Source organism: Microcoleus sp. F4-D5 (genome assembly GCF_036704885.1).
Taxonomy (GTDB): Bacteria; Cyanobacteriota; Cyanobacteriia; order Cyanobacteriales; family Microcoleaceae; genus Microcoleus.
The window spans coordinates 1-22,983 of sequence record NZ_JAUBSX010000074.1 but is presented as its reverse complement, the minus strand read 5'-3'; the positions used below and the strand labels follow the sequence as shown (position 1 = coordinate 22,983).

At 45.2% G+C, this 22,983-nt stretch carries 26 protein-coding genes; 4 read left to right on the top strand and 22 right to left on the bottom strand.

The window, feature by feature from the left end:
• Nucleotides 1-34 precede the first annotated feature (34 nt).
• The 12 genes from QUA80_RS26295 to QUA80_RS26240 all read right to left on the bottom strand — a co-directional run bounded on the left by QUA80_RS26295 (nt 35) and on the right by QUA80_RS26240 (nt 9,952).
• The gene (locus QUA80_RS26295) at nt 35-250 is read right to left on the bottom strand and encodes a hypothetical protein (protein ID WP_333427939.1); all 216 of its coding nucleotides are present in this window, start codon (nt 248-250) and stop codon (nt 35-37) included.
• 211 nt (nt 251-461) lie between these two features.
• Entirely contained in the window at nt 462-857 is a 396-nt protein-coding gene (locus QUA80_RS26290) for a hypothetical protein (RefSeq protein WP_333427938.1), read from the bottom strand.
• Between the two features lie 30 nt (nt 858-887).
• On the bottom strand, nt 888-1,175 hold the full coding sequence (locus tag QUA80_RS26285; RefSeq protein WP_333427937.1) for a hypothetical protein: 288 nt from the start codon (nt 1,173-1,175) through the stop codon (nt 888-890).
• A 25-nt stretch (nt 1,176-1,200) separates the two neighbouring features.
• The gene (locus QUA80_RS26280) at nt 1,201-1,917 is read right to left on the bottom strand and encodes a hypothetical protein (protein WP_333427936.1); all 717 of its coding nucleotides are present in this window, start codon (nt 1,915-1,917) and stop codon (nt 1,201-1,203) included.
• 1,176 nt (nt 1,918-3,093) lie between these two features.
• A complete protein-coding gene (gene hemB, locus QUA80_RS26275) occupies nt 3,094-4,128 on the bottom strand; it encodes a porphobilinogen synthase (RefSeq protein ID WP_333427935.1) in 1,035 nt (344 codons plus the stop codon).
• Nucleotides 4,112-4,522 carry a phosphoribosyl-AMP cyclohydrolase gene (hisI, locus tag QUA80_RS26270; protein WP_333427934.1) on the bottom strand — a complete coding sequence of 137 codons (411 nt, stop codon included), beginning with the start codon at nt 4,520-4,522 and terminating at the stop codon, nt 4,112-4,114. The genes hemB and hisI overlap by 17 nt, the downstream gene beginning before the upstream one ends.
• A gap of 243 nt (nt 4,523-4,765) precedes the next feature.
• Nucleotides 4,766-5,416 (bottom strand): GTP cyclohydrolase I FolE, encoded by a 651-nt coding sequence (folE, locus tag QUA80_RS26265; protein WP_333427933.1) that lies wholly within the window; start codon nt 5,414-5,416, stop codon nt 4,766-4,768.
• Between the two features lie 71 nt (nt 5,417-5,487).
• Nucleotides 5,488-6,528: a GTP-binding protein gene (locus QUA80_RS26260; RefSeq protein WP_333427932.1), complete on the bottom strand. Its 1,041-nt coding sequence runs from the start codon at nt 6,526-6,528 to the stop codon at nt 5,488-5,490.
• Between the two features lie 247 nt (nt 6,529-6,775).
• The gene (locus tag QUA80_RS26255; protein ID WP_333427931.1) at nt 6,776-7,345 is read right to left on the bottom strand and encodes a Crp/Fnr family transcriptional regulator; all 570 of its coding nucleotides are present in this window, start codon (nt 7,343-7,345) and stop codon (nt 6,776-6,778) included.
• Nucleotides 7,346-7,445: 100 nt separating this feature from the next.
• The gene (locus QUA80_RS26250) at nt 7,446-8,174 is read right to left on the bottom strand and encodes a metallophosphatase (protein WP_333427930.1); all 729 of its coding nucleotides are present in this window, start codon (nt 8,172-8,174) and stop codon (nt 7,446-7,448) included.
• 189 nt (nt 8,175-8,363) lie between these two features.
• A complete protein-coding gene (locus tag QUA80_RS26245; RefSeq protein ID WP_333427929.1) occupies nt 8,364-9,179 on the bottom strand; it encodes a metallophosphoesterase family protein in 816 nt (271 codons plus the stop codon).
• A gap of 5 nt (nt 9,180-9,184) precedes the next feature.
• Nucleotides 9,185-9,952 (bottom strand): GTP-binding protein, encoded by a 768-nt coding sequence (locus QUA80_RS26240; protein ID WP_333427928.1) that lies wholly within the window; start codon nt 9,950-9,952, stop codon nt 9,185-9,187.
• 246 nt (nt 9,953-10,198) lie between these two features.
• Between QUA80_RS26240 and QUA80_RS26235 the strand changes: the two genes are divergently transcribed.
• A complete protein-coding gene (locus tag QUA80_RS26235) occupies nt 10,199-10,417 on the top strand; it encodes a chlorophyll a/b-binding protein (RefSeq protein WP_333427927.1) in 219 nt (72 codons plus the stop codon).
• Nucleotides 10,418-10,652: 235 nt separating this feature from the next.
• On the opposite strand, the gene QUA80_RS26230 is transcribed toward QUA80_RS26235, so the two are convergent.
• Nucleotides 10,653-11,525, bottom strand: coding sequence for an alpha/beta hydrolase (locus QUA80_RS26230; RefSeq protein WP_333427926.1), 873 nt, complete (start codon nt 11,523-11,525; stop codon nt 10,653-10,655).
• Between the two features lie 555 nt (nt 11,526-12,080).
• On the opposite strand from QUA80_RS26230, the gene QUA80_RS26225 reads away from it, so the two are divergent.
• Complete coding sequence (locus QUA80_RS26225) at nt 12,081-12,575, top strand: GAF domain-containing protein (RefSeq protein ID WP_333427925.1); 495 nt, start codon at nt 12,081-12,083, stop codon at nt 12,573-12,575.
• A gap of 157 nt (nt 12,576-12,732) precedes the next feature.
• On the opposite strand, the gene QUA80_RS26220 is transcribed toward QUA80_RS26225, so the two are convergent.
• The 9 genes from QUA80_RS26220 to QUA80_RS26180 form a co-directional block, all read right to left on the bottom strand.
• Nucleotides 12,733-14,283 carry an ATP-binding protein gene (locus tag QUA80_RS26220; protein WP_333427924.1) on the bottom strand — a complete coding sequence of 517 codons (1,551 nt, stop codon included), beginning with the start codon at nt 14,281-14,283 and terminating at the stop codon, nt 12,733-12,735.
• A 90-nt stretch (nt 14,284-14,373) separates the two neighbouring features.
• The gene (locus tag QUA80_RS26215) at nt 14,374-14,727 is read right to left on the bottom strand and encodes a transcriptional regulator (protein WP_333427923.1); all 354 of its coding nucleotides are present in this window, start codon (nt 14,725-14,727) and stop codon (nt 14,374-14,376) included.
• Nucleotides 14,728-14,741: 14 nt separating this feature from the next.
• The gene (locus tag QUA80_RS26210; protein WP_333427951.1) at nt 14,742-14,915 is read right to left on the bottom strand and encodes a type II toxin-antitoxin system HigB family toxin; all 174 of its coding nucleotides are present in this window, start codon (nt 14,913-14,915) and stop codon (nt 14,742-14,744) included.
• A gap of 427 nt (nt 14,916-15,342) precedes the next feature.
• Nucleotides 15,343-15,663 (bottom strand): XisI protein, encoded by a 321-nt coding sequence (locus QUA80_RS26205; protein WP_333427922.1) that lies wholly within the window; start codon nt 15,661-15,663, stop codon nt 15,343-15,345.
• Nucleotides 15,651-16,067 (bottom strand): XisH family protein, encoded by a 417-nt coding sequence (locus QUA80_RS26200; protein ID WP_333427921.1) that lies wholly within the window; start codon nt 16,065-16,067, stop codon nt 15,651-15,653. Before QUA80_RS26200 ends, QUA80_RS26205 begins: the two co-directional genes overlap by 13 nt.
• A 225-nt stretch (nt 16,068-16,292) precedes the next feature.
• Nucleotides 16,293-19,256, bottom strand: a complete 2,964-nt coding sequence (uvrA, locus tag QUA80_RS26195; RefSeq protein WP_333427920.1) for an excinuclease ABC subunit UvrA — start codon at nt 19,254-19,256, stop codon at nt 16,293-16,295.
• A gap of 73 nt (nt 19,257-19,329) precedes the next feature.
• Nucleotides 19,330-19,773: a retroviral-like aspartic protease family protein gene (locus tag QUA80_RS26190; RefSeq protein ID WP_333427950.1), complete on the bottom strand. Its 444-nt coding sequence runs from the start codon at nt 19,771-19,773 to the stop codon at nt 19,330-19,332.
• Between the two features lie 120 nt (nt 19,774-19,893).
• Nucleotides 19,894-20,526, bottom strand: a complete 633-nt coding sequence (locus tag QUA80_RS26185; protein WP_333427919.1) for a 7-carboxy-7-deazaguanine synthase QueE — start codon at nt 20,524-20,526, stop codon at nt 19,894-19,896.
• 188 nt (nt 20,527-20,714) lie between these two features.
• Complete coding sequence (locus tag QUA80_RS26180; RefSeq protein ID WP_333427918.1) at nt 20,715-21,413, bottom strand: class I SAM-dependent methyltransferase; 699 nt, start codon at nt 21,411-21,413, stop codon at nt 20,715-20,717.
• A 205-nt stretch (nt 21,414-21,618) separates the two neighbouring features.
• Here QUA80_RS26180 and QUA80_RS26175 point away from each other — a divergent pair, with 205 nt between their 5' ends.
• Both QUA80_RS26175 and QUA80_RS26170 read left to right on the top strand, forming a co-directional pair.
• Nucleotides 21,619-21,765 carry a hypothetical protein gene (locus QUA80_RS26175; RefSeq protein WP_333427917.1) on the top strand — a complete coding sequence of 49 codons (147 nt, stop codon included), beginning with the start codon at nt 21,619-21,621 and terminating at the stop codon, nt 21,763-21,765.
• A 285-nt stretch (nt 21,766-22,050) separates the two neighbouring features.
• Nucleotides 22,051-22,821, top strand: coding sequence for a hypothetical protein (locus QUA80_RS26170; protein WP_333427916.1), 771 nt, complete (start codon nt 22,051-22,053; stop codon nt 22,819-22,821).
• Nucleotides 22,822-22,983 lie beyond the last annotated feature (162 nt).

The window sequence follows — 22,983 nt, the reverse complement described above, 5'->3', positions numbered from 1 at the left end:
TGAGAGGCATTGCGTGCGAGGTTTCCAAGCGCGCTCAAAGTTTCTGTACGATTAAACTCACCCCTACTTCCAGCATCTTGGCATTTAAAATTAATTGCGTGCCAAATCTTGACATGGGACGGGTTCTGAAAGTCAGAACCCATGCTATCTGCCAGAGGGCCCAGATGAAGGCTGGCCGGCAATTCCTCGCCCAGCCTAACTGCTGCGGGTTTACGAGCAAGAATTTCTGCGATTGTCTAGACTGCACCATACTTTCTTGCCCTCAACGGAACTCGATCGGATTCTGTTTGAGGCAAGATACCTACACGCTAACAATTTACCAGCGACAGGAGGGGAATCACAACAGGACGATTTAGGTATTTTAACTGTGCAATTAGCGGGGAGAGAGGGAGAGGGGGAGAGGAGCAGAGGGGGAGAGAGCGAAACAGCCAGAAAATAAATAATTCCGATAATAACTAATTCTATGTTATCCCAATTCTGACCCCTAGGATTTGAGATTCAATTCTGGCGATCGAACTTAATGAGAATAGCGCTCTTCCCCGCACCGCAAAAGTCGGATTGCCCCCCTTGAGCTTTAAGCTGCCAACAACCTCATCCATTGGTTTCAAACTCAACTCACGCACCGTACCATTCCCGGTTTTTATCAGAGCCGAAATATCGCCATTAACAGTGTAAGATTTTGCTCGGTAGTTGACAGCCAGCAAGTAAAAATTGTTCCTACAATCGAGAGTTGCAACTGCCATTAAATCAGAACTGTTAGTGATAGGAAAAAAGCTAGCTTTCCCGCCCTGCAAAGCTCTAATTCCCATCCGCAAAGCATAGTAGGCGGCGCGCCGCTGACCCGATAGCCCCAGCAAACCTTCTGGCCGTCTGGGCTTTCCCCAGTCTTACAAACAGAATAGATGACTGCCGTAAATACAATTATCCCCCAATTGGGAGCCTCTAATCAAATTTTTAATCAAACTTAAAGCTAAAGATAAATCGTTATACCTAATCCCGTAAATTCCCCATTCTCCTACCCAAAACTGCGAGTTAACGGTGACAGTACCGTTCATCCAGCCGCGCGCTTTGCGGGTGTAGTTAGAAATATCTGCATCGTAGTTGTGGACATTGACTGTATTGAAATAATTAATTCGGTATTTCCTGCAAGGCAAAAGCGGGCCAATTGCTGCCACCTAGGGTTTTCGGGCAGTGGATGCGTTAAGTGCGATCGGGCAAATAAGTTTTGTAAACAAAGTCGATCGCATCTTTTGCCACCTTAACCAATTCAAAATAGTCAGCCCTAGTCCCCCCCCAACCCTGATCGCGATTGTCCGGTTCGTTGTGAATTTCCCAATCATCAACGCGGTAATCATTGCGAACATTCAGCCAATAAACCGTAGCAAAAACGTGTTCCCACCACTCGTTCCAATCTTCTCCTGTGCGCGGCGGATTCAGTTGCAGCGCCCAACTCGGCTTCCAGCCACTATCAACATTCCTAATACTCACCACCGGGCGAATCTTAGCTTGTTTTAGAGTATTAAAAATAGTCCTGGCATTGCCTTGCCAAACAGTACCGGGTTGTCCAGACCACCAATAATCGCTACCCTGGGGCGGATCGGTCATAATCCGATCCCAATGCGCCCAATTAATTATATTTGGATTTGTCTTAATTTCGTCAATATATGGCCAACCGTATTTACCGTCGTTGTCTTCAGCTTCCCACCGGGACATCCCGCCGTAAATGCGGCAGGTATTAATTCCCAAATCTTGCAAATCTTTAATGTCGAAATTGATATTGCCCTCGACTGCACCGATGTAGCGAGTGCTGACACCCGCAGCAGTACCGGAAATTTTAATTGTTTCGATGTTTTGAGCAAAAGTTGTCGTTCCGCTGAACAACTCTAGGCTGAGGGCAATTAAAAACCCTAGAAACAAATTCAGAATTCAAGTTTTTGATAACACGTGATTAACTACTAATTTAGGTTATTTTATGTCCGAGGTAAAGAGACCGATCGCTAATCTAACTCGACGGGCGATCGAGTGGGTTAGCTGTTGTAATAAAAAAGCATTAACTATACCAATTTAAATAATTAATACATAAAGTAAAATAGCACGAGTAGCAGTCAAAAGTGAAGGTTCACCTCGAACAATCACAGTAAAATATTTGGGTATAACAATTAACCCTATAAATTGCGTTAAATATCTGGCGGGGTGACAACGCCGCCGGAAACCCAGACAGGGATCATATTTGATCGACTTGTGTTAAAAAAAATAGGTCAAACTAAAGTTACACTCGACCTATCAAAATATATGTTACCTAAATTCTATCAGACTCACTTTCAAAGACAAAAATCCCGCTCTCAGTTTTTAGTTCTAGAAATAGTGCTTAACCTCCAGCCCTGTCAAGGTAGGTTTTAAAATCTCTCTAATAGTCTAGGGATTTGGAATTCAGGCTTGAGGCTTTAAAAATTGTTACTCTATTAACCAGCCCTGTCAATCTTCTTCTTTTAACAGGTGATTAAGAATAAACTAGGTTTATTGCCGATCGCCAGTTGGTAGGATGAGGTAAAGTCGATCGATCGCACTAATACGCTATGAGGGCAGTTTGCACCCACCAACTACGAGATTTTAAGCGTTTGAGAGAGTTATACACCAGGCTCGGCAGTCACGCCAGACAGGGCGGGTTATCAGCGTCAAGCCGATCGCATTGGCCGCATAACCGCAGCGTGAAACATCACTAAATTGAGCGCTGCGGTTATGCGCCGATGTTTTTTGAGCACGGATTATATCTAGTGTTAGAGGAGTAAATGTTGAGATTTATTTGGCTGTTCAGTCGTCTTTAGACGCATGCGATTTGTGAGGCGGGAGTTTGATCGCCCGACGGGCTATAGCAAAAAGGGCATTGCTTAATACAGGGATGAATTGAATAGTTCGGAATTGCCATCAGCCAAGTATGGTGAGTTTTGTAACTTCCGACAAAATTTGGTTCATACCGTTAATCAGCAACGCCGCAAAAAGTTCTTTGCCGTGTAACTGGTTCCCAGGATCTTCCTAGGGACGAGGAAAAATATCTGCGTTAATCTGTGTGCATCTGCGGTAAAAAAAACTCCCTTATTTCAACATCAAAGCAACTTCCTTCGCAAAATAAGTCAAAATCTGATCGGCACCAGCCCGTTTGATACTCGTCAAACTCTCCAAAATAATCCGCTTTTCATCAATCCAACCTAACTGTGCAGCAGCTTTTACCATCGCGTATTCGCCGCTGACATTATAAGCAGCTACGGGCAAATTAGTTGCTTGGCGCACTTGGCAGATAATATCCAGATAAGCCAAAGCAGGTTTTACCATCACAATATCTGCACCTTCTGCGATATCCAAAGCAATTTCTTTCAGTGCTTCTCGTGCATTAGCAGCATCCATTTGATAAGTCTTTTTGTCTCCAATTTTTGGGGCAGAATCGAGGGCATCTCGAAACGGGCCGTAATAAGCAGAGGCATATTTTGCTGAATAAGCCAGGATTGCTGTATCGATGTATCCTGCCGCATCTAAGGCTTTGCGAATTGCACCGATTCTGCCGTCCATCATGTCGGAAGGTGCTACCATATCTGCACCGGCAGCGGCTTGAGAAACTGCCATTTTCACTAAAACTTCGACGGTAGGATCGTTAAGGATTTTACCAGTTTCATCAACTAAACCGTCGTGTCCGTGAGTGGTGAATGGATCGAGGGCAACGTCGGTAATTACAAGTATTTCGGGGATGTTTTGTTTGATGGTTTTGACTGTTTGTTGGACTAATCCTTCTGGGTTATAGCTTTCGGTTCCGGTGTCGTCTTTTTTGCTGTCTGAGATGACTGGGAAAAGGGCGATCGCATTAATTCCTAACTCCCAACATTCAGCTATTTCTTTTAGCAATAAATCCAAGGAATAGCGATAACAGCCCGGCATGGAAGCAATCTCAACTTTTTGCCCTTCCCCTTCCATCACAAACATCGGATAGATGAGGTCGTCAACTGTCAGGTGATTTTCCCGTACCATCTGCCGCAAAGCTGGTGTACCCCGGAGGCGGCGGGGACGGATGGTTGTGAGGGAGGGATTTTGATTGTTTGGAGTGGGAACGGCGGACTCGACGTTATTTGCAGATGACATAGGAACTGGGTACAATAATGATAATCATTATTATTACATTGTGTATGGCGCGCAGTGGTAGCGCCGCGGAATTGAAAAAACAACTCCTCACGCCTGTGTGACAAGCTATTTCACCAATCTGTTCTATTTTGAGGAGAATAGTATCGGCGTCGCAATCGTAAAATATTTGTTTGACTTTTTGGATGTGCCCGGATGTCCCGCCTTTGTGCCAAAATTCAGAGCGCGATCGGCTCCAATAGTGTGCTTCTCCTGTAGCTAGAGTCTGCTTAATTGACTCTTTGTTCATCCAAGCCATCATTAAAACGGTACCATCTCGATCGTCCTGGGCGATCGCCGGAATCAAACCTCGATCGTTAAATTTTAAAGCTTCTATCCACAAATATTTTTGATCCATTTTGAGTTTACAGGAGTGGTATTTCCTAAAGTAAGATGTTTTACCGCAGAGGGCGCAGAGGGCGCAGAGGGAGGAAAGGAAAAGAGATAAAAAAAGATGGAATTTGAATGGTGTAATTATTGTAGGGGCCCCACGCCGGGTTGCCCCGCCAGCACCGGGGCGGACACTCACAGGCACCGCCCCTACGAATCTGTATCCATGATTGAGACTCGCTATATCAGCGAACTTTATTCGCAGATGATTCTAGTGAAAGCTTGATTTGTGCGCGATTAAACTCATAAATTCTTGACGAGTTCTAGCATCTTCAGCAAACACTCCCCGCATCGCTGAAGTCGCCGTCCAAGAACCTGATTTTTGTACGCCACGCATTACCATGCACATATGAGTAGCTTCGATAACAACTGCTACACCTTGAGGTTTTAGCAATCCTTGAAGTGCATCCGCAATTTGTGCAGTTAAGCGTTCTTGCACTTGCAATCGGCGCCCGTACATTTCACAAATTCGAGCAATTTTTGACAGTCCAATTACTTTCCCGTTGGGGATGTAAGCAACGTGGGCGCGACCAATAATTGGCAGGATGTGATGTTCGCAAGAACTGAAAATATCAATGTCCCGCACTAACACCATTTCGTTAGCATTTTCTGTGAATACTGCTCCGTTAAGCAGTTCGTCGAGAGATTGACGATAACCTCCAGTTAAGAACTGCAAGGCTTTGACAACTCGTTTCGGTGTATCTTGCAACCCTTCACGGTCTGGGTCTTCTCCCAATCCTAGCAGCAATGTACGCACTGCTTGCCTCATTTCTTCATCTGATACAGGGGGGTGAGATTGCGTAGGAATCGATGACACTACACCATTTGGAGAAGTCAGTTCTGGGCGAGTAGATAAAGTCATGCTTGCAGTTTGTGAAATGTTTAACAGTGGGTATGGACTTTTAGTTACTAGATACTGAGATTGACGCAATCTTAAACTAAACAACTGTTAAGTTGTTCTCGAATTTGAGCGGTATCTAAGTTACGGCCGATGACTACGAGTTGATTCTTAGGTGGAGTCAACCATTCGTAAGCATTTAGTTCATAGCGCGCGCCACTAAGTTGAAAAATGTGTCTCATCGGACTTTCTTCAAACCAGAGAATGCCTTTTGCCCGAAATACATCGAAGGGCATTTCTTCGGTAATAAATTCTTGGAATTTGTGGAGATAAAAAGGTCGATCGCTCTGAAATGATAGCGAAACAAATCCGTCATTATCTAAGTGATTGGAGTGATGTTCGTGATGGTGATGTTCGTGATGATGCTCGTGATGGTGATGTTCGTGACGATCGTGTTTTTCCTCAGTTTCAAAACTATCGAAAAGTTCTGCTTGGGTTAAACCTACACCCAAAATCAAGGGTAAAGGAACTTCACCATATTCAGAGTGTAAAATTCTCGCTCCTTCTTTCACAGTGCGAATGTAAGCTTCTAATTCTTCTACTTTTTCTGAAGGAGCTAAATCAGTTTTGTTCATCAGCACGATATCTGCAAATGCTACTTGTTTTAAAGCTGCTTCGCTGTCAAAATGATCGGTGGTGAATGTTTCGCTATCGACTACAGTGAGGACTGAATCTAGGCTGGTTAAATCCCGCAATTCCGTGCCGAGAAATGTCAATATAATCGGCAGGGGATCGGCAACTCCTGTGGTTTCAATTACCATGCAGTCGATACGGTCTTCCCGTTCTAAAACTCGGTATACTGCATCAACTAAGCCTTCGTTGATGGTGCAGCAAATACAGCCGTTGCTCAGCTCTACCATGTCATCTTCGGTAGAAATTAAAAGCTGTGAATCGATGTTAATATCGCCAAATTCGTTAACTAAAACTGCTACTTTTAAATCTTGACGATTTTTGAGGATTTGATTGAGTAAAGTTGTTTTTCCGCTGCCGAGAAAGCCGGTAATTATAGTTACTGGCATTCCTCTTTTGGGAAAATCGGAAATTAAATCTGGGGTTTGTACAGCGAGATTAGTCATTGTCCCTCATTGATTAATTGTAGAGGCCCTGCTGTTAGTTCAGAAAGCTGCTAAGTATCCCAGAGCTCTTGTGGATAGAACTTCCTAGCCAAAATTTAGGTGCGATCGCCTGTACCGCACTGGATCGATTATGATAATCATTATCATAACTCAGATGTGCTTTAAGCGCAAGCCCTAGAATTATTGCTCAGCTAGCTGATGATTCATCAACACTTCACTGTGATCCCTTTTCCAGATAACTCCCATGTTACAAACGGGAATTTAAAACAATGTATTGAGGGCGAGTGCGATCGATAATTCCCTCCTCCTCCAGCCGACACATCAGGCGCGTCACCGTAATCCGCGTAATTCCCATCGCCTCAGAAATCTCCTGGTGAGTCAATCTCAGATCGATCAAAACTCCTTGCGCTACTTCCCGACCAAATTTTTTTGCCAACCAAGCTAATAGTTGCAACAGTCGATCGCGCAGACATTCGCTGCGAACAATGCAGAAAAATTCTTGAGTTTGCTGAAGATGTCTGAAAACTTCATCTAAGGATCGATCGCACAAATTTTGAGGAATGTAACTAATTTCTACATGAGCTTTGCTCTCAATTTGATAAGGTTGAACGCCTGACAGCGAATGACCGAGTACGTCTCCAACTCCCCAATATCCGAGGGTTATTGGTGTTCCCTGTTCGCTCCAAGTCATGGTTCGGACGGTTCCCCGCTCAATTCGCAGTAAGCCGTTAAAGGGCATGGGTATCAACTGACGGCAGGTGAAAGTCTGCTGTCTGAGATTAGGGTACAAGCCAGGAGTGCAGGTTAAAAGAGTCATAGGATTTAGGTTTAGCGTCACCGCTACTTTGGATAGAACGTACAGCTCAAGCTAATTAATAATTTATGTCAACTAGCTGAGTAATTGCCATGCCCGACTGCTAAGCTTGAAACCCTTTGCGGGTGGTGTAAGAGACGTTTCGGAACTTGACAGTATCCGTGTCTGGGTCGTAGAGAGTATAATTTGCTTGTCCGCTGAGCCGACCCACATTCCCGACTCCGATCGCCCTTCGCGCTGTTGCAGACACGGTTGCAGGCGGCTCTTGAGAGTCCAGAGTCTGCACCCAGTTATTGATAATACTTGGCTGTAATTGATACTCAAATGCTAAGCCCGATCGCCCGCAAAACAAAGTATTGGCATCAGCGCGGATAACGCGATCGAGCATCACAGGCGGCGGAGTCTCCGGGGTAAGCTCATCAGACGCGCTAACCGTACTCCCGTGTATCAACAAACAATCGAATTCATGAAAACCAAAATTCAAAGATCGCAACCACTCTACAGTTTTCCGGCTGACAGAATCCCAGAGCAACTTAATCGTATCTGCGCCGTATTTTTGTCGCAATTCTGCCGCATCAGGGCTAGAACCTATTCCGTGTAAGTTAAAACACTGTTCTTCCCACCACCCGATACAAATTTGAGGTTCGATTTCTCCTCGTTTGGGCGATCGGACTCGCTGCACTAATTTTTCGCATTCGGGATTCGGACCGACTAAATCACCCAATATATACAACTCCTCAACACGAATTCTCAGGCGCTTGATGTCAGCTAGTACAGCTTCATAAGCAGCCAGATTTCCTTCGATTCCACTTAGTATTGCCCAGTTTTTCATGTATTAGTTGTTGATTGTTAGAAATAATAATCGTTTTTGTCTGGTTAGTTGAGAGGTCTTTTTTCGGAAGTTGTTTTTAACTGCTATCTTATTAGCAACGTCAAAAAATTGTAGGGGCGGGTTCACCAACAATAATCGCCAAAAACCAATAATCTCATAAACCCGCCCCACCCAACAGTAAATCGCAATCTACCTCTCACAAACATGAGTCGGATCGTCGGCTCTTTCGGCATATTCCAAACCTCTAGCCAAACGCCAAGCAAAAATCGGCGGTAAACCTTTTTCAATAATTGCAGCGCAAGTTGCTTGATAGTCATATTCCACTTCTCGCAATATCACTTGTTGAGCGTCAACATCGTAAATCACGTAGGTAGCATTCGGCCTCCCGTGGCGCGGTTCTCCCACGGAACCGACATTCACAATCCGCTTTAAAGGAACAGTAAAACTTAAATCTTTGCCTCCTTCAATGCTCGGTCTGCTGACTCGAACCTGCATATTTCCAGCATCTAAAGTGCGAACGTAGGGTACATGAGTGTGACCGCAAAACAGCACGTCAGCATCGGCAGAAAATACCCGCTCTAACGCAGAAAAAGCATCCATTGTCGGTAGTAAATATTCATGATTGCTGTGAGGGCTACCGTGAACGAAACACATATTTTCTTCCCGCAAACTGTGCGGCAAAGTGGCTAAATATTCCCGCGTTTCCGAGAAGATTTGACTGTTCGTCCATTCGTGAGCTAATTTTCCTCTTTTTTCTGCTAAAACTGAGGGATAGCTGCATTCGCAGGAGTTCAAACCCTCGACAATATCTTCGTCCCAGCAGCCGGCGCAAGTGGGAATGTCGAGGGAGCGAATCATTTCTACTACGGCGTGGGGATGGGGGCCGTAACCGACTAAATCTCCGAGACAAAAGATTTTGTCTGCTTGTTGTTCGTCAATGTCTGACAAAACGGCATTTAAGGCTTCGTAGTTGCCGTGAATGCAGGACATAACTGCTATTTTCATGTTATTTATTCTGCTAATAAAAGTGCTTGTTTGACTTGTTGTTGGTAATTCAACAGAATTGTTTCGGACAGACAGCAATCTTCTAGGGTTTGTCCTAATGCTGTTTCATCGAGATTTTCGCCGACTATTTCTATGCCGCTAAATCTTTGGGGGCGGCCTTCGAGCCAGCGGGGAAGTGGCAATTCTTCGTGGGCGGTTTCTTTGAATTCGGCAGAGAAATCGAAGTAAAAAGATCGACCGTCGGCTATGTCAAAAATCCCTTTGGCTCTGTGAACCTTGCCGTAGGCTCCTTGGGTCATTTCTTGGTACCAAAACAGATCGAGGCTGGCTGGATCGAGGACTTGTCCGCTAGCGGGGCTGCGCCAAATTGATAGTTTTTCTGGTTCGCCGCTAACGGCTATTCCCTCGACAATTACATCTGCCCATTGATGCCATTCGGTGTCTTTGATTTCTGGCGGGACTACAGCAAATCGGCGGCTGGGAAAGCTTTGGAGTAGGTTTTCTACTGCTGTCAGTTGCAGGTAAAATCCCAGTTCGATGTAGGCTGAAACGCCGTTTTCTAGGTGTTTCGCGAGCTCCGATTCTTGGCCGTCTGTCAGGGTGGTGATTTGCCCAAATTCGGCGGCAATGCACGTTTGGTCGATCGGCACATTGCCGCTTCCGGGGCAAAAATACAGCAGGGGAGGGGTTTTGGCTGCTAGCTGCTGTCGAATCCAGGTTGTTTTTCCGCTTCCGGGCGGGCCCGCTACGGCGGTGATTGTTGATTGACTCATAAATACAATGATAATCGTTATCACTAAAGTTAGCTCTTCTATATTTAGATTTAATTTTGCGATCGGGCTGGATGCCCCCGTAGCGAGAGTTTCTAGTGGTTTCCAGGCGTGCGTTTCGAGGCCGCCCAAGCCCTACTGGCAGCCATTGTGATTAGCATCACTAACTTTCATGCGTCAAGTCACTGTAATGTAAATTAACATTTTGTTACATTTATTTACATAAAGCAACAAAACAAGGAAAAACAGATGACTTCACGTAACATGATGGTCGATGACCAAGGTCTCCTCAACAACTTCGCGATCGAGCCCGCGATGTATGTAGACGCCAACGTCAGCACCGGATTTACCGAGTATGCAGAGAAAGTTAACGGACGTTTTGCGATGATCGGATTTGTTTCTTTGCTGGCGATCGAAGTTTTGACTAAACAAAGCTTTATCGGCTTCATCAAAGATATTTTAGGATAGGACGATTTATCAGCTTGAGTTTTATTCAGAAATAGGACAACTTTTTACCTACTGTCTAGCCTTTGTTGCCCGAGCTATTGCTTTCTGAGTATATATTTTAAAGCTGTTTTAAATACAACAAATTAGAGAATAAAGTCTCAGCAACTGTTGAGGCTTTATTTGTTACTTTTACATCCATTACATTCGCTACATCTTGTACAATGCTCGTTGCCGAACTTCCTTGCGCTAGATCAATTCAAACAGCTTTACTTCCCAAAAAGTCTCTCATGTACCGATTCACTAACTGCGGCTGTTCCTGCTGCACCCAGTGGCTGCAATTAGGAATGTAATGAATCTGAAAATCCCGGACGTAATCTGCGGTTCCATAGGTTAACTCTTTGCCGAGGGCGACATCATTTTCTCCCCAAATCATCAGCGTCGGAACTTGCAGCACGCTCCAATTCTGGCGATCGAGAAATCCGCTAGCCAGATTGCGGTAATAATTGATCGTAGCAGTCAGAGCGCCCCGTTTGGCTGCCGCATCTTTGTAAGCTTCGATATCTGCAGGCGTAAAAGTGCTTTTATCAACTGCCATACCTTCCAAAGCAGCAGAAATTGCCTGATAGTCGCCCAACTGAATTAACAACTCCGGCAAAACTGGCAACTGAAATAAAAAGATGTACCAACTTTTCAGCAATTGTTGGGGAGTGCGTAACCCTTCAGCAAACTTTGCCGGATGCGGTAGATTCATCACAATTAATTTATCCACCATTTGGGGATAAGCATAAGCAAAACTCCAGGCGATCGCACCTCCCCAGTCGTGACCAACTAAGACGCAACTTTCGTATCCCAAACCCTGAATAACTCCCTTGACATCTTGCACAAACTCTGCCATCACGTAAGCAGATTTATCGTGAGGTTTGTCGCTGTCGTTGTAACCCCTGAGATCCACAGCGACAACTTTGTAATCTGATGCAAATTCCGGGATTTGATGCCGCCAAGAATACCAAAATTCAGGAAATCCGTGCAGCATCAGCATCAGCGGGCCTTCGCCTTGAGTGACACAATGAAGCTTGATGTTATTTGTAGCGATAAATTCGTGTTTCCAAGCAGTTTCTAGCACAGACATATTTGGTGGTTCCTCTAGCTTTCGAGATATCCTAGCAGTTAATCTCTTTGAGAAGAACCAACTTTAGGCATATCTAGCACTTCTCTCAGGAATGGTAAAATCTTGCTCTTTTCTTCTATTCTTTTTTGTTATCTTTTCCGATCTTTTCTTTTCTTCCTTTGGAACAGCCGTCGGGCCTGTCTCTTCCTTTGTGGAACAGGCGTCGGACCTGTCTCTTCCTTTGTAGAACAGGCGTCAGACCTGTCTCTTCCTTTATAGAACAGGCGTCAGACCTGTCTCTTCCTTTGTGGAACAGGCGTCAGGCTTGTGGTTCTTAGCAAAAATAAGCCTTAGCACGGGCGAGGGCCCGACGCCATCGCCCATTTCCCGAAAAGATTGCTGTATCGGTTAAAATATTAGTATAATGTTGCTGCCATCCCGACAAGTGTCAAGCCAAAAATAACTCATTTTCGATCGGCTGAGAATCCAGAACCGCAAAGATTTGAGGATGTGTGAGAGTGCAAGGTAAATAATTCATATCGGGCGAGTATACTAGGAATTGAAGGAGTTAATACCATGTCTGGCGATCGCCTGCAAAACATTGTTAACCGCTTGACAGATCGTCTCAAGCGCGACGTATTAATTGAACAATCTCTCTATGACATTCGAGAAATTTTGCAGAGCGATCGCGCGGTGCTTTATCATTTTTACAAGCATTGGCAAGGTCGAGTGACTTACGAGATGTTGAGTGCGGTGGAACTCTCAATCTTGGGTTTAACCGGGCCAGATGATTGTTTTAACGGCCACTACGCTGCTTTGTACGAAGCCGGCAGAGTTAGAGCAATTGCAGATATTGAAGTAGAACCAATTAACCCATGTCACCGAGATTTTCTGCTTAGCCTGAAAGTTCGCGCCAATTTAGTCGTGCCAATTTTAACAGCAAAAGGACTGTGGGGGCTGTTAATTGCTCATCAGTGCAGCGGGCCCCGCAGTTGGTCGCGATCGGACATTGAATTCATGCAGAGACAATCGCAAAATATATCGATGTCTCCCACAATTCAAGATAGTTAATTTTGAATCCCAGATTCTGCTTTGTGGCAGTTGGGGTATCGATCCTAAAATATAGATGCGAAGTTTCAACTTTCCAGTCCCGATGAAAATTGTGCGGTCGCACTACTTTAATAAACTATGAAAAATTTCAACTTTGAGAAGTAGAGAAATAGCTTTCTCACGCTCGAATAACTGTAACAGATCGCCCCATTGGGGTAGTATGAATTTCAGTTTTTAGCCGTTCTTCCAATTCCGGTGCATTCTCTCGGCGATCGAAGATTACCAACCAACCAGAATCTTGTCCCAATCTAGCCAGATATCCATCTAACTGTTCCAAACCTTTACTGAGAGGATCGGCTTTTTTGGGACGCCAAACTTTTAGTTCAATTCCTAATGTTACCTGACCGTAACGCAGACACAAATCCATACGATCGCGCCCAATCGCATATTCTCTCTCCAACGTTCCCCCGCCATTAATCACCCGATGCAGAAACGCCATCAATACCAAATGAGGGGCAATTTCGGGATAGGAGGCACTTTTGAGTAACGGTTCGCCATGTTGCAACCAAAATGCGAGAAAAGCTTGGAGTAACGCATCGGTCATTAGTTCTCCCCGAGGGTTCAGCCAACTCGGACTGATAATCGGTAAACTATCTTGCGGGCCTTGGGCTAAGACTCGCGGCAAAACTTCTCGATAAATCGGATTGGCAATGACTAAACCCCCTGCGGGATCGCGTTTGAGCAAGCCCAAATCTACGAGGTATTGGCGATCGTCATTAGAAGACTCGGGCAATTCTTGTCCTGCTAAAATCGGTTCGATAATCACTTTGACTCGATTTTCTCGGAGTCGTTCTGCCAAACTATCTAAATGCGTATCTTGGCGTTGAATTAAAATTTCTTTAGCTTCTAAAATATGATTTGCTGTAATGGCGCTCGATTCATCAGTAACTAACTCTTCTACTATTTCCTTAGCTAGCGCATTGACTAACCAAGGCTGTCCCTGAGTCAGTTCAAAGGCTAAGGCTGTTGCTTCAGGTGTAAAAACTTGTCCGGTATCTTCGGTATGTTGTGCGTAGAGTTCGGCGACTTCTTCGACGTTAAAATTCCGTAAAGTTAGCGATCGTACTTTAATATTAAAAGGACTAGAAGTGTTGAGCCTGTCGCTACCACCCGCAGCGACTTTGTAATCCCGAACATCTCGCAAACCGATTAAACCAACTGATTGAGGAAAAGCTTGAGGACGATTGGGATAAGCATCGCGCAGTTGGCGCAAGATGGAAATCAAGGCTTGGTCTTGCAGTGCGTCAATTTCATCAATAAAAATTACTAAAGGACGAGGAGATGCTTGCGCCCAAAGACTCAGTGCATCGCCGATTCGCTGTCCCGATTCCAAGGAAGGCCAAGCTGGAGGTTGTAATTCCTGGGGAAGTCGGATGGAAATCGCCCGTCGCCAAGCAGCGAGAATCGCCTCTTCAGCGCCTGCGATATCTTGACTGAAGGGTGCACCGACTTCCACCGAAACCATGACGGCGGTGTATTGTCCGCTGTCGGTGAGTTGTTTGGCTAAAGCTAGCATGGCGGTGGTTTTACCGACTTGTCGGGGTGCATGGATGACGAAATAGCTGCGTTGAGCAATTAACCGTTCTAAGCCCGGTAAGCGCAGTGTTGGGGGTAGCACGTAATGAATGTCTGCTTGGCATGGGCCTGCGGTATTGAACCAGCGTGGCATAAGTTAACTGGGGTTAATGGGGTTGCTCTCAGTTTACTGTGCTGTTGTTGGAATGGTGTTCTATTGTTAAGCGGGGGTTTGTAGCGACTCCTAGGGCTCGATGAGAATCTCAGCGGGAATTCCTAACTCTTGATTCAGCTTCCGAATCATTTCCAAAGTCAAGGAGCGTTTGCGAGATAATATCTCAGAAACTTTAACTCGACTGCCAATACATTGTTCCAAATCGCTACCAGACCATCCGCGGGCGTCCATGTAGTATTGAATGGCTGCAATTGGCTCCGGGATTTCGATCGGAAAGTGTGCCTTCTCGTAAGCTTCTACTAGGGTACTGAGCACATCTAGGCGATCGGACTCAGGTTTATTAGGGGCTGCATTAAACAGCAATTCAACCTCTCGAAGGGCTTCCTGACACTCAGTTTTGGTTCTAATTGGACGTATTTCCATATATCAATTTGTGTTTAGATTGTTTCTGCATCTACCTTGTCATACTCGGCATGAGTGCCAATAAAGCGGATAAAAATAATGCCGATGTCATAACAAATGGCAATAATCAACCGATAGGAATTGCCTTTGATGTTAAACACAACACGATTGTTGCCAATGATGCTGGCATTACGATGAGCGGACTTAATATCGACTGGACTCTGCCAATCGGCGTGAGACGCTTCGTACTACCAAGTTTTTAGTGCTTCTGAGGCATCTGGATGAGTTTCCCAGAAGTTTCGCAAGGTGCTGCGGGACAAAATACGCATAGAACTTTGTGACTGGAACTCCCGAAACACGAGATAATTGAAATATCGGTTCTGCCATTCTCATAGGGCAAAGACTAACGTGCTATAAGCTGCGGAGCATCTAAATTGAATAAAGAGACGGGCTCTCCTGCCCGTTCCACAAGAATTGTAGAAAAATTGACTGTCAAATTAGATGCACAGCAGCTTAGCGGTTCTCAAAAAAGTGAGGTATGCCCTATACCCTATGCCCTATGCCCTATGCCCAGTCGTACCTCATATGAGAGCTCGAAAGGCTATATCTCATCCTTTTACCACAGAATCTTTGTCTCTAGGAATAGTTGGTGGCAAGGAGTTTTCGGATGCTGGGGGAGCGAAACCCAAGAATGATATCTTGAGGAGACACGCCACGTTGAATCAGTTCTCGATCGATATAGATTTCGGTACTGTTGTGTTGAATCCAGATTTGATTTTCGATGATATCGAGCTGCATGGCACACCCATAGATGCGATATTCGTCGCGCCATTCGTTGTGCATAACGAGGTATCGATCGCGGGCGATATCGAAGATTAACTGAGCATTTGCGTCATTTGTAGAAAAGTCTTCGAGAAAGTCACAAACAATTTTGCGGTATTCGTTTAGTCTATCCATTGGTCGATCGCCTCACGAGTTGGATTGTAAACAATTAGTCGGATTTCATAACGTTCGATGACAGTTTTTGCGGGTTCAAATCTGAGAAACATTTGGTAGGTATCGGTGGGGACTGCCAGATACAGCATACGTTCTGGTTCGCTAGAGACTTCGATGGCAATGCGATAGTTGAGGAATTGGCCGAGGGCGGTGTGGAATTCAGAAATGGTGGAGCCACCTGCGAAACTTTTGACTTCTACAGCTATTTTACGTCCTTCTTTTTCAGCGGCGATCGCTTCTTCGGCTGCAAGATCGATGTAGACATCAGCAACACCATAACGTAACTGGTAGGGATCGTGGGTAATCTTCCAGCCATCTTTTTGTAGGGCGATTTTGACCGTGTTGTGGAAGATATCCTTTGCCATTTTTAGATTGTACCCAAGGATTTACATCGGACACTATTAGTAAACATTATACCCGAATATTACGCCGGAATAACTGTAACCGATCGCCCCCTTAGAGTAGTATTAATTTCAGTTGTAAGGTGCGTCAGATATTGTAACTCTCAATAATCGTTATAAAAGCTCACCTGACACACCCTACAATTGGATTTTAGTATGCCAATTGCATAATAATAATTCCTGTTAGTATTAACTAACGGCTACAGCCTCCCCCAAAGGATGCTGCTGCAAAACAGCTTGCAAATATTTCCCAGTATAAGACCTCTGATTTGCCGCCACATCCTCCGGCGTCCCCGCCACAATAATTTCGCCGCCCTTATCTCCCCCTTCAGGCCCCAAATCGATCGCCCAATCGCAGCACCGAATCACATCCAAATTGTGTTCGATTACCAAAATTGAATTACCCTTATCCACCAACCTTTGCAGCACATTTAACAAATGGTGAACATCATAAAACGACAAACCCGTCGTCGGTTCATCGATTAAATAAAGCGTCTTCCCAGTAGCGCGGCGCGACAGTTCCGTTGCCAATTTTACCCGCTGCGCTTCGCCCCCAGAAAGCGTAGGTGCGGGCTGTCCCAACTGAATGTAACCCAAACCAACATCAAGCAAAGTTTGCAGTCTGGCGCCCGCCCTGGGAATATTTTTAAACATCTCCAAAGCTTCCTCAACAGTCATATTCAAAACATCAGAAATCGACTTGCCTTTATACTTCACTTGCAGCGTTTCTCGGTTGTACCGTGCACCCTTGCAAACCTCACACTGCACGTAAACATCCGGCAGAAAATTCATCGAAATCACGTTCACGCCTTGGCCGCCGCAAGCTTCGCACCTTCCCCCTTTCACGTTAAAAGAAAACTGCCCCGCTTTGTAACCTCTGGCTTTCGCTTCAATGCTTTCGGCAAACAAATCGCGAATCACATCAAAGACTCCCGTGTAAGTAGCGGGATTAGAGCGCGGAGTACGACCGATGGGAGATTGATCGATGACAATTACCTTATCAACCACATCCTCTAGAGAGCGTTCGCCTTTAGTTTTGAGGGCATCAATATCGGGCGGTAAAGGTACTTTTTTGGTGATATAGTGTTGCAGCGACGGGTACAGCAATTCATTGATTAAAGTTGATTTTCCCGAACCGGAAACTCCCGTCACGCAGACAAGTTTTCCCAGCGGAATTTCTACATCAATATTTTTTAAATTGTTGCGCGTCGCATTTATGATTGAGAGAGCTTTGCCGTTGCCTTTTCTCCTTTCATTAGGGGTTTCAATTACTCGCTTCCCCGACAAATAAGCACCAGTCAAAGATTCCTCTGCAGTTAGCAAATTTTCTAAACTTCCTTGCGATATAATTTTGCCACCGTGAACGCCGGCACCGGGCCCGATATCGACAATATGGTCTGCCGATCGCATGGTTTCTTCATCGTGTTCTACCACAATCAAAGTATTGCCTAAATCTCGCAACTTTGTTAAGGTTTGCAGCAGGCGAAAATTGTCTCTTTGGTGGAGTCCGATGCTGGGTTCGTCCAAAACGTAGAGAACGCCGGTCAAACCAGAACCGATTTGAGTCGCCAGCCGAATTCGCTGGGCTTCTCCGCCAGAAAGCGTCATTGCTGCGCGGTCTAAAGTCAGGTAATCTAACCCGACATCAAGCAAAAATTGCAGCCTTGCTTTGATTTCTCTCAGGGCTAAATCGGATATTTGGAATTGCCGATCGCTCAATCCCAAATTATTTACTCGTTCGCGACATTCGCGAATCGAAATACTCGTTAAATCTACAATTCCGTACTGTCCCAACCGCACCGAAAGCGCCTCGGGTTTCAAGCGTTTGCCGTGACAAACCTCGCAAGAGCGATCGACCCGATACTGTTCCAACTTCTGCTTGATCAGATCGGAACCAGTATCGTCGTACTGGCGCTGCAACATGGAAATTACGCCCTTAAAATCTCTTCTCAAATCGGTGGTGTTGCCCTCTCGCTTCTTACTTTCTGAATTACCCTTGGACTCATTGCCGTACAAAATCACCCGCTGGTGTTCGGGCTTTAATCGATACCAAGGAGTGTCGATATCAAACCCGCAAGTATCAGCAATACTGCAAAGCAAAGAAAGATAATAAGAATTGTCTTTGTCAGACCAAGGTGCGATCGCACAATAAAGAGGCGCTTTCTCGTCGGGAATTACCAACTCCGGCGCAAAAGTCCGCAAACTCCCCAAACCGTGGCAATTCTGGCACGCGCCGTAAGGCGAGTTAAACGAAAATAACCGGGGGGAAAGTTCTTCCATTACTGCGCCGTGTTCGGGACAAGCAAAGTTTTCAGAAAATACGATCGGCCCCTGCGGTTGGGAATTTTCATCACTCGGTAACTCTTCAATTATCGCGATCCCTTCAGAATGGCGCAAACAAGTTGCCAGAGAATCAACTAAACGTTCTTCTAAACCGGGTTTTTTAATTAACCGATCGACAACTATCTCAATATTGTGCGTATGATTTTTATCTAATTCGATATTTTCGGAAAGTTCTAAAATTTCTCCGTCAACTTTGACGCGGATAAATCCTTCTGCAGCTATACTCGACAATAATTTGCGGTGAGTGCCTTTTTTTCCGCGCACAACTGGTGCCAGAAGGTGAAAGCGAGTGCCGTCGGGAAGTGCCATGACTCGATCGCACATTTCATCAATTGTCTGCGGCGCAATGCAGCGATCGCAAATCGGACAGTGCGGTTCGCCGGCTCTGCCGTAGAGCAATCTGAGATAATCGTAAATTTCTGTAACAGTGCCAACAGTCGATCGCGGGTTGTGAGAAGTTGACTTTTGGTCGATCGAAATAGCCGGACTCAAGCCTTCGATCGCGTCCACATCCGGTTTGTCCAACTGTCCCAAAAACTGGCGCGCGTAGGCGCTGAGAGACTCGACGTAGCGGCGCTGTCCCTCGGCAAAAATTGTATCGAAAGCGAGGGAAGACTTACCAGAACCGGAGACACCAGTAAAAACAATCAGTCGATCGCGCGGCAGTTCCAGATCGATATTCTTGAGGTTGTGCTGTCTCGCACCGCGAATCCGAATTGTATTTTGGCTGTTGGAGTTAGAAGTCGTCACATTATGCCCGTTGTGGGATGCACTTGGCTGGCTATGTGAGGTTTCGGCGCGTTGGGACATGAGAGTAGTGCAAAACAGTGCTTAACCATCTTAGCGCTGCCTTTGGAATAGGTGGCATCCAAACTCAAGAATATCAAAGAATTGTCAAATAAGTTTCCGTCGGCCCGTCAGGCAAAACCTTCAATCTTTGATTTTTCAAATCAATTTCAATTCCCAGCGCTTCCATCGGAATCACGCCTAAAAGTGGAGTTTTCCCCTCTCGCAATTCCAAACACTCAAAAGTCCCTTCGCGGCCGCACAGAGAAATCTTGGCATCTTGAAAAATCCTCGCCTCACTAATGCCCGTGGCTGTTTCCACAACCACTTGCTTGAGGATTTTCAAACCCAGTCTGGCGATGACATCTTTAGGCAAACACAAAGTTGTCGCCCCCGTATCTACCAAAACATTTTCTAGAGTAACAGACCTGACTTGCTCTATTTTAATCAGACCATCTTCGGCTTTTCCTTCATCCAGCCGATTCGTAATTACTAGGGTTGTGATAACTTTTCCCATTGGGGTTTCCGTAGTTGTTTCCATTACGTTCAAATTATCATAAATTGCTGCTTTAATTTTAGCACATAGTTCCACAGATGGTAGGGCGATGCACTCCCACTTTACACCGTCCAACTGACGCATATATCTGGTTGAATTATTGATTTATTGCACGCCAATAAACTTGTGAGTTTGCAAAGATAACTTGTAACTAGGATTTTGTTTGAGCAATTCCAAAATAATGGGAATTGCTGATTTTTGTGAGTTCCATTCAGGTTGCAAAAAAACCGGGATATTCACATTTTTTTCCAAATGCTTGTGATAAAATTCAACTTCTTCGCCAGTGCTAATCACCAACTTAATTTCATTAGCTCTAGTCCAAAAAATCTCTTGCACCGGATATTTAGGATTGACGTGTTCCTTAGGAGAAAGAGTAATCCAAGCCTGCGGGGAAACATCCAGCCAGCAAGCGCCGGAAGTTTCAATACTCACCTGCTTGTCAGCTTCTAACAAAGCTTCAACTAACTCAGGCAAATTCTGGTGAATGAAAGGTTCGCCGCCAGTAATTACCACTCTCGGAGACTGCAATTGAGCGAGCAATTGTGCGATCGACTGCGGTACAGACGGCAAACCTTTGCCCCCATTGGCATAACCGGTGTCGCACCAAGGACACCGCACAGGGCAACCGGCCAATCTGATAAAATCAACTAAAGTCCCCGTCCAGTAACCTTCGCCTTGAACAGTACACTGAAAAGTTTCGTGAATCGGTATTTTAACCTGTAAAATTGAACCCAGCATTTGCGCCTCTGATTAACTAAAAAATACATTATTCTGTAGGGTGCACAATCCGCACCTTACTCTATAGTTTTGAGTTGCTAGAGTACGCAATTCGCACCTTACTCTATATATAAAACTTAGTTGTATATTCTTGAATAATTAGCAGTTTGTGGCAATTTAAAAAAGAACCGCAAACCGCAAACAATTCTTTAATTATGATATTCGGGTTCCATCATAGTAGCCCAGCGGCGTTTCAATGCCAAAGTCAGCCCGTCAGCAATGGGGACAACACTGAGAGTAACTCTGGGATCTTTGCGCAATTTGTCGTTAAAAGTACGGATGGCGAGGGTGCTTTCGTCTTGTACTTGAGGGTCAGCAACTCGTCCAGACCACAGAACGTTGTCAATTACAATTAAACCGCCATTGCGTACAAGTTGCAGCGATCGCTCAAAATAAGCCTCATAATTTTCTTTATCAGCGTCGATGAAGGCAAAATCAAAAGTTCCAGCTTGTCCCTCAGCTATTAGTTTGTCGAGAGTATTTATTGCTGGGCCCAACTGCAAAGAAATTTTATTAGCAACGCCCGCAGCTTCCCAATAGCGTCGCGCGATCGCAGTATATTCCTCGCTGACATCGCAAGCAATAATCTGACCGTTTGAAGGCAGCGCCAAAGCTACGCACAGCGAGCTATAACCAGTAAAAACCCCAATTTCTATGGTTTTGGTCGCTCCCATAAGCTGCACCAGCATCTCCATAAACTGACCTTGTTCGGGAGCTATCTGCATCATACCCATAGGATGCTTAGCAGTTTCTTCCCGTAGTTTCTGAAGAATATCTGGCTCCCGCAGAGAAATAGATAGCAGATAATCGTAAAGTTGATTTTCTAGGCCAATAGTTGAGTTTGCCATCGGTTTGTCCTTGCTGCTGACTGTTGATTTTAGATTGTAGACGCGCAGTTAATGAATCTGGGACAGGCTACGCTTAAATTGGATCTATTTTGCTCTAGCTGTTGACAGGTTGCAGTAGTGGTGTCAAGGTTGCAGGGAACTCACATCTTGCACCATTCTCGCTTAAAAAGCCCGACGGCCGGTGAAGCGAAGACTTAATTTTATTGTGGGCCGTTGCTCCGACGCCACCCATAAAAAGCTTATTGAGAATGGTGCAACATCTCAGATGGAAGCAACTGACAGCACCAGCGCTCAACCTCCCAATCAGTTTATCTCAGCCGCAGGTGTTTCTGCTGCTTTGCAAAGCCATTAGCGAACCTAAATTTCAAATTAACCTACTCACTATTTCTCAAGTTGAACCCCTGACAACTATATTTTTACCATGTTTGGTATCTGCAGAAGTTAGAATTTAAAAGTCGAGTTCTTTTAGTTTAATATGAAACTTTTTTAACTGTCACATTATTTTTACATACCAACAGGGCGATCGCAGCGGCTGCAAATCTAGTTTAATATGAAGCTTTCGTAACTGTCACATCCTTTGCACCTAACCCTGGGAACGCACACACAATCAAAACAACATTTCGCAAGGGCGATCGCCATGTATTACACTTTCGCAGGTTTTGGTGCCGTCACAGGTATATTTTTGCTGCTAGTTTTTGCCATTCTGCAATGGCTGCACATCCCCGCCGGCAGCTTCATCGATTGGGTAATTGCCATTGCTAGTTTTGAATGGCTGTTGTTGATAGTTACAGTTCCCTGGAATATCCATTTTGAAGCTAAAGAAGTTTTAGCGCAAGCTGCAGAATCAACAGCAAAAGGGATTGCAGTAGATGAGAAACAAGTCAAATATGTTAAATTATTAGCTAGCCGTTCCTTGTGGGTTGCTCTCGGACTTCACCTCTTGAGCGCGATCGCACTTTACGCCCTAGCAGCCGCCGGAATTAGCGCTGTTGGCTATCTGAGTTCCGGTGCAGCGCTGCTGTTAACTATACTGCGCCCCGCGATTAGAGGTTATCAGTATTTAGCGGCGCGGCTGACAATGATTCGCAATCAATTTTTTCATCCCCGCGAAGATATTCTCGAACTCCGCACCCGCTTCGCCAACTTAGAATCTACCCTTCAAAACTTGGAAGCTAGATTCAATTCTAACGATCCGAATTCTTGGGTAGCTGTACAAGAGCGGCAGCAGGAAGCGACTAGAAGAGAATTAACTCGATTAGCAGCATCACTGGAAAATTTCCGATCGACAAATCAGGCCGAACACACTGCACTGGCAAGAAATGCAGAAAGTGCGATCGCCCAACTCACCGATGACGGACAATTTCTCAACCACGTTCGCGAAATCATCCGCTTCTTTAAAGAATCTTGAAGTCCTGTTATCTCCGGTCAAACAACCGCAGTAACATTGGTTCGTAGTGAGAACTTTAGTCCCGATCAAAATCTGAAGACCAAAGTCCAATGGCACTGAAAAAGGCTTAATCACCCCCGCAGTTTAGCTTTCAAGACAGAGCGAGGTTCCTGCATTCGAGGA

Coding starts and splice junctions, on each gene's coding strand:
- QUA80_RS26295 (WP_333427939.1), bottom strand. CDS start 250: ATGGTGCAGTCTAGACAATCGCAGAAATTCTTGCTCGTAAACCCGCAG.
- hemB (WP_333427935.1), bottom strand. CDS start 4,128: ATGTCATCTGCAAATAACGTCGAGTCCGCCGTTCCCACTCCAAACAAT.
- hisI (WP_333427934.1), bottom strand. CDS start 4,522: ATGGATCAAAAATATTTGTGGATAGAAGCTTTAAAATTTAACGATCGA.
- folE (WP_333427933.1), bottom strand. CDS start 5,416: ATGACTTTATCTACTCGCCCAGAACTGACTTCTCCAAATGGTGTAGTG.
- QUA80_RS26260 (WP_333427932.1), bottom strand. CDS start 6,528: ATGACTAATCTCGCTGTACAAACCCCAGATTTAATTTCCGATTTTCCC.
- QUA80_RS26255 (WP_333427931.1), bottom strand. CDS start 7,345: ATGACTCTTTTAACCTGCACTCCTGGCTTGTACCCTAATCTCAGACAG.
- QUA80_RS26250 (WP_333427930.1), bottom strand. CDS start 8,174: ATGAAAAACTGGGCAATACTAAGTGGAATCGAAGGAAATCTGGCTGCT.
- QUA80_RS26245 (WP_333427929.1), bottom strand. CDS start 9,179: ATGAAAATAGCAGTTATGTCCTGCATTCACGGCAACTACGAAGCCTTA.
- QUA80_RS26240 (WP_333427928.1), bottom strand. CDS start 9,952: ATGAGTCAATCAACAATCACCGCCGTAGCGGGCCCGCCCGGAAGCGGA.
- QUA80_RS26235 (WP_333427927.1), top strand. CDS start 10,199: ATGACTTCACGTAACATGATGGTCGATGACCAAGGTCTCCTCAACAAC.
- QUA80_RS26230 (WP_333427926.1), bottom strand. CDS start 11,525: ATGTCTGTGCTAGAAACTGCTTGGAAACACGAATTTATCGCTACAAAT.
- QUA80_RS26225 (WP_333427925.1), top strand. CDS start 12,081: ATGTCTGGCGATCGCCTGCAAAACATTGTTAACCGCTTGACAGATCGT.
- QUA80_RS26220 (WP_333427924.1), bottom strand. CDS start 14,283: ATGCCACGCTGGTTCAATACCGCAGGCCCATGCCAAGCAGACATTCAT.
- QUA80_RS26215 (WP_333427923.1), bottom strand. CDS start 14,727: ATGGAAATACGTCCAATTAGAACCAAAACTGAGTGTCAGGAAGCCCTT.
- QUA80_RS26205 (WP_333427922.1), bottom strand. CDS start 15,663: ATGGATAGACTAAACGAATACCGCAAAATTGTTTGTGACTTTCTCGAA.
- QUA80_RS26200 (WP_333427921.1), bottom strand. CDS start 16,067: ATGGCAAAGGATATCTTCCACAACACGGTCAAAATCGCCCTACAAAAA.
- uvrA (WP_333427920.1), bottom strand. CDS start 19,256: ATGTCCCAACGCGCCGAAACCTCACATAGCCAGCCAAGTGCATCCCAC.
- QUA80_RS26190 (WP_333427950.1), bottom strand. CDS start 19,773: ATGGAAACAACTACGGAAACCCCAATGGGAAAAGTTATCACAACCCTA.
- QUA80_RS26185 (WP_333427919.1), bottom strand. CDS start 20,526: ATGCTGGGTTCAATTTTACAGGTTAAAATACCGATTCACGAAACTTTT.
- QUA80_RS26180 (WP_333427918.1), bottom strand. CDS start 21,413: ATGGCAAACTCAACTATTGGCCTAGAAAATCAACTTTACGATTATCTG.
- QUA80_RS26170 (WP_333427916.1), top strand. CDS start 22,051: ATGTATTACACTTTCGCAGGTTTTGGTGCCGTCACAGGTATATTTTTG.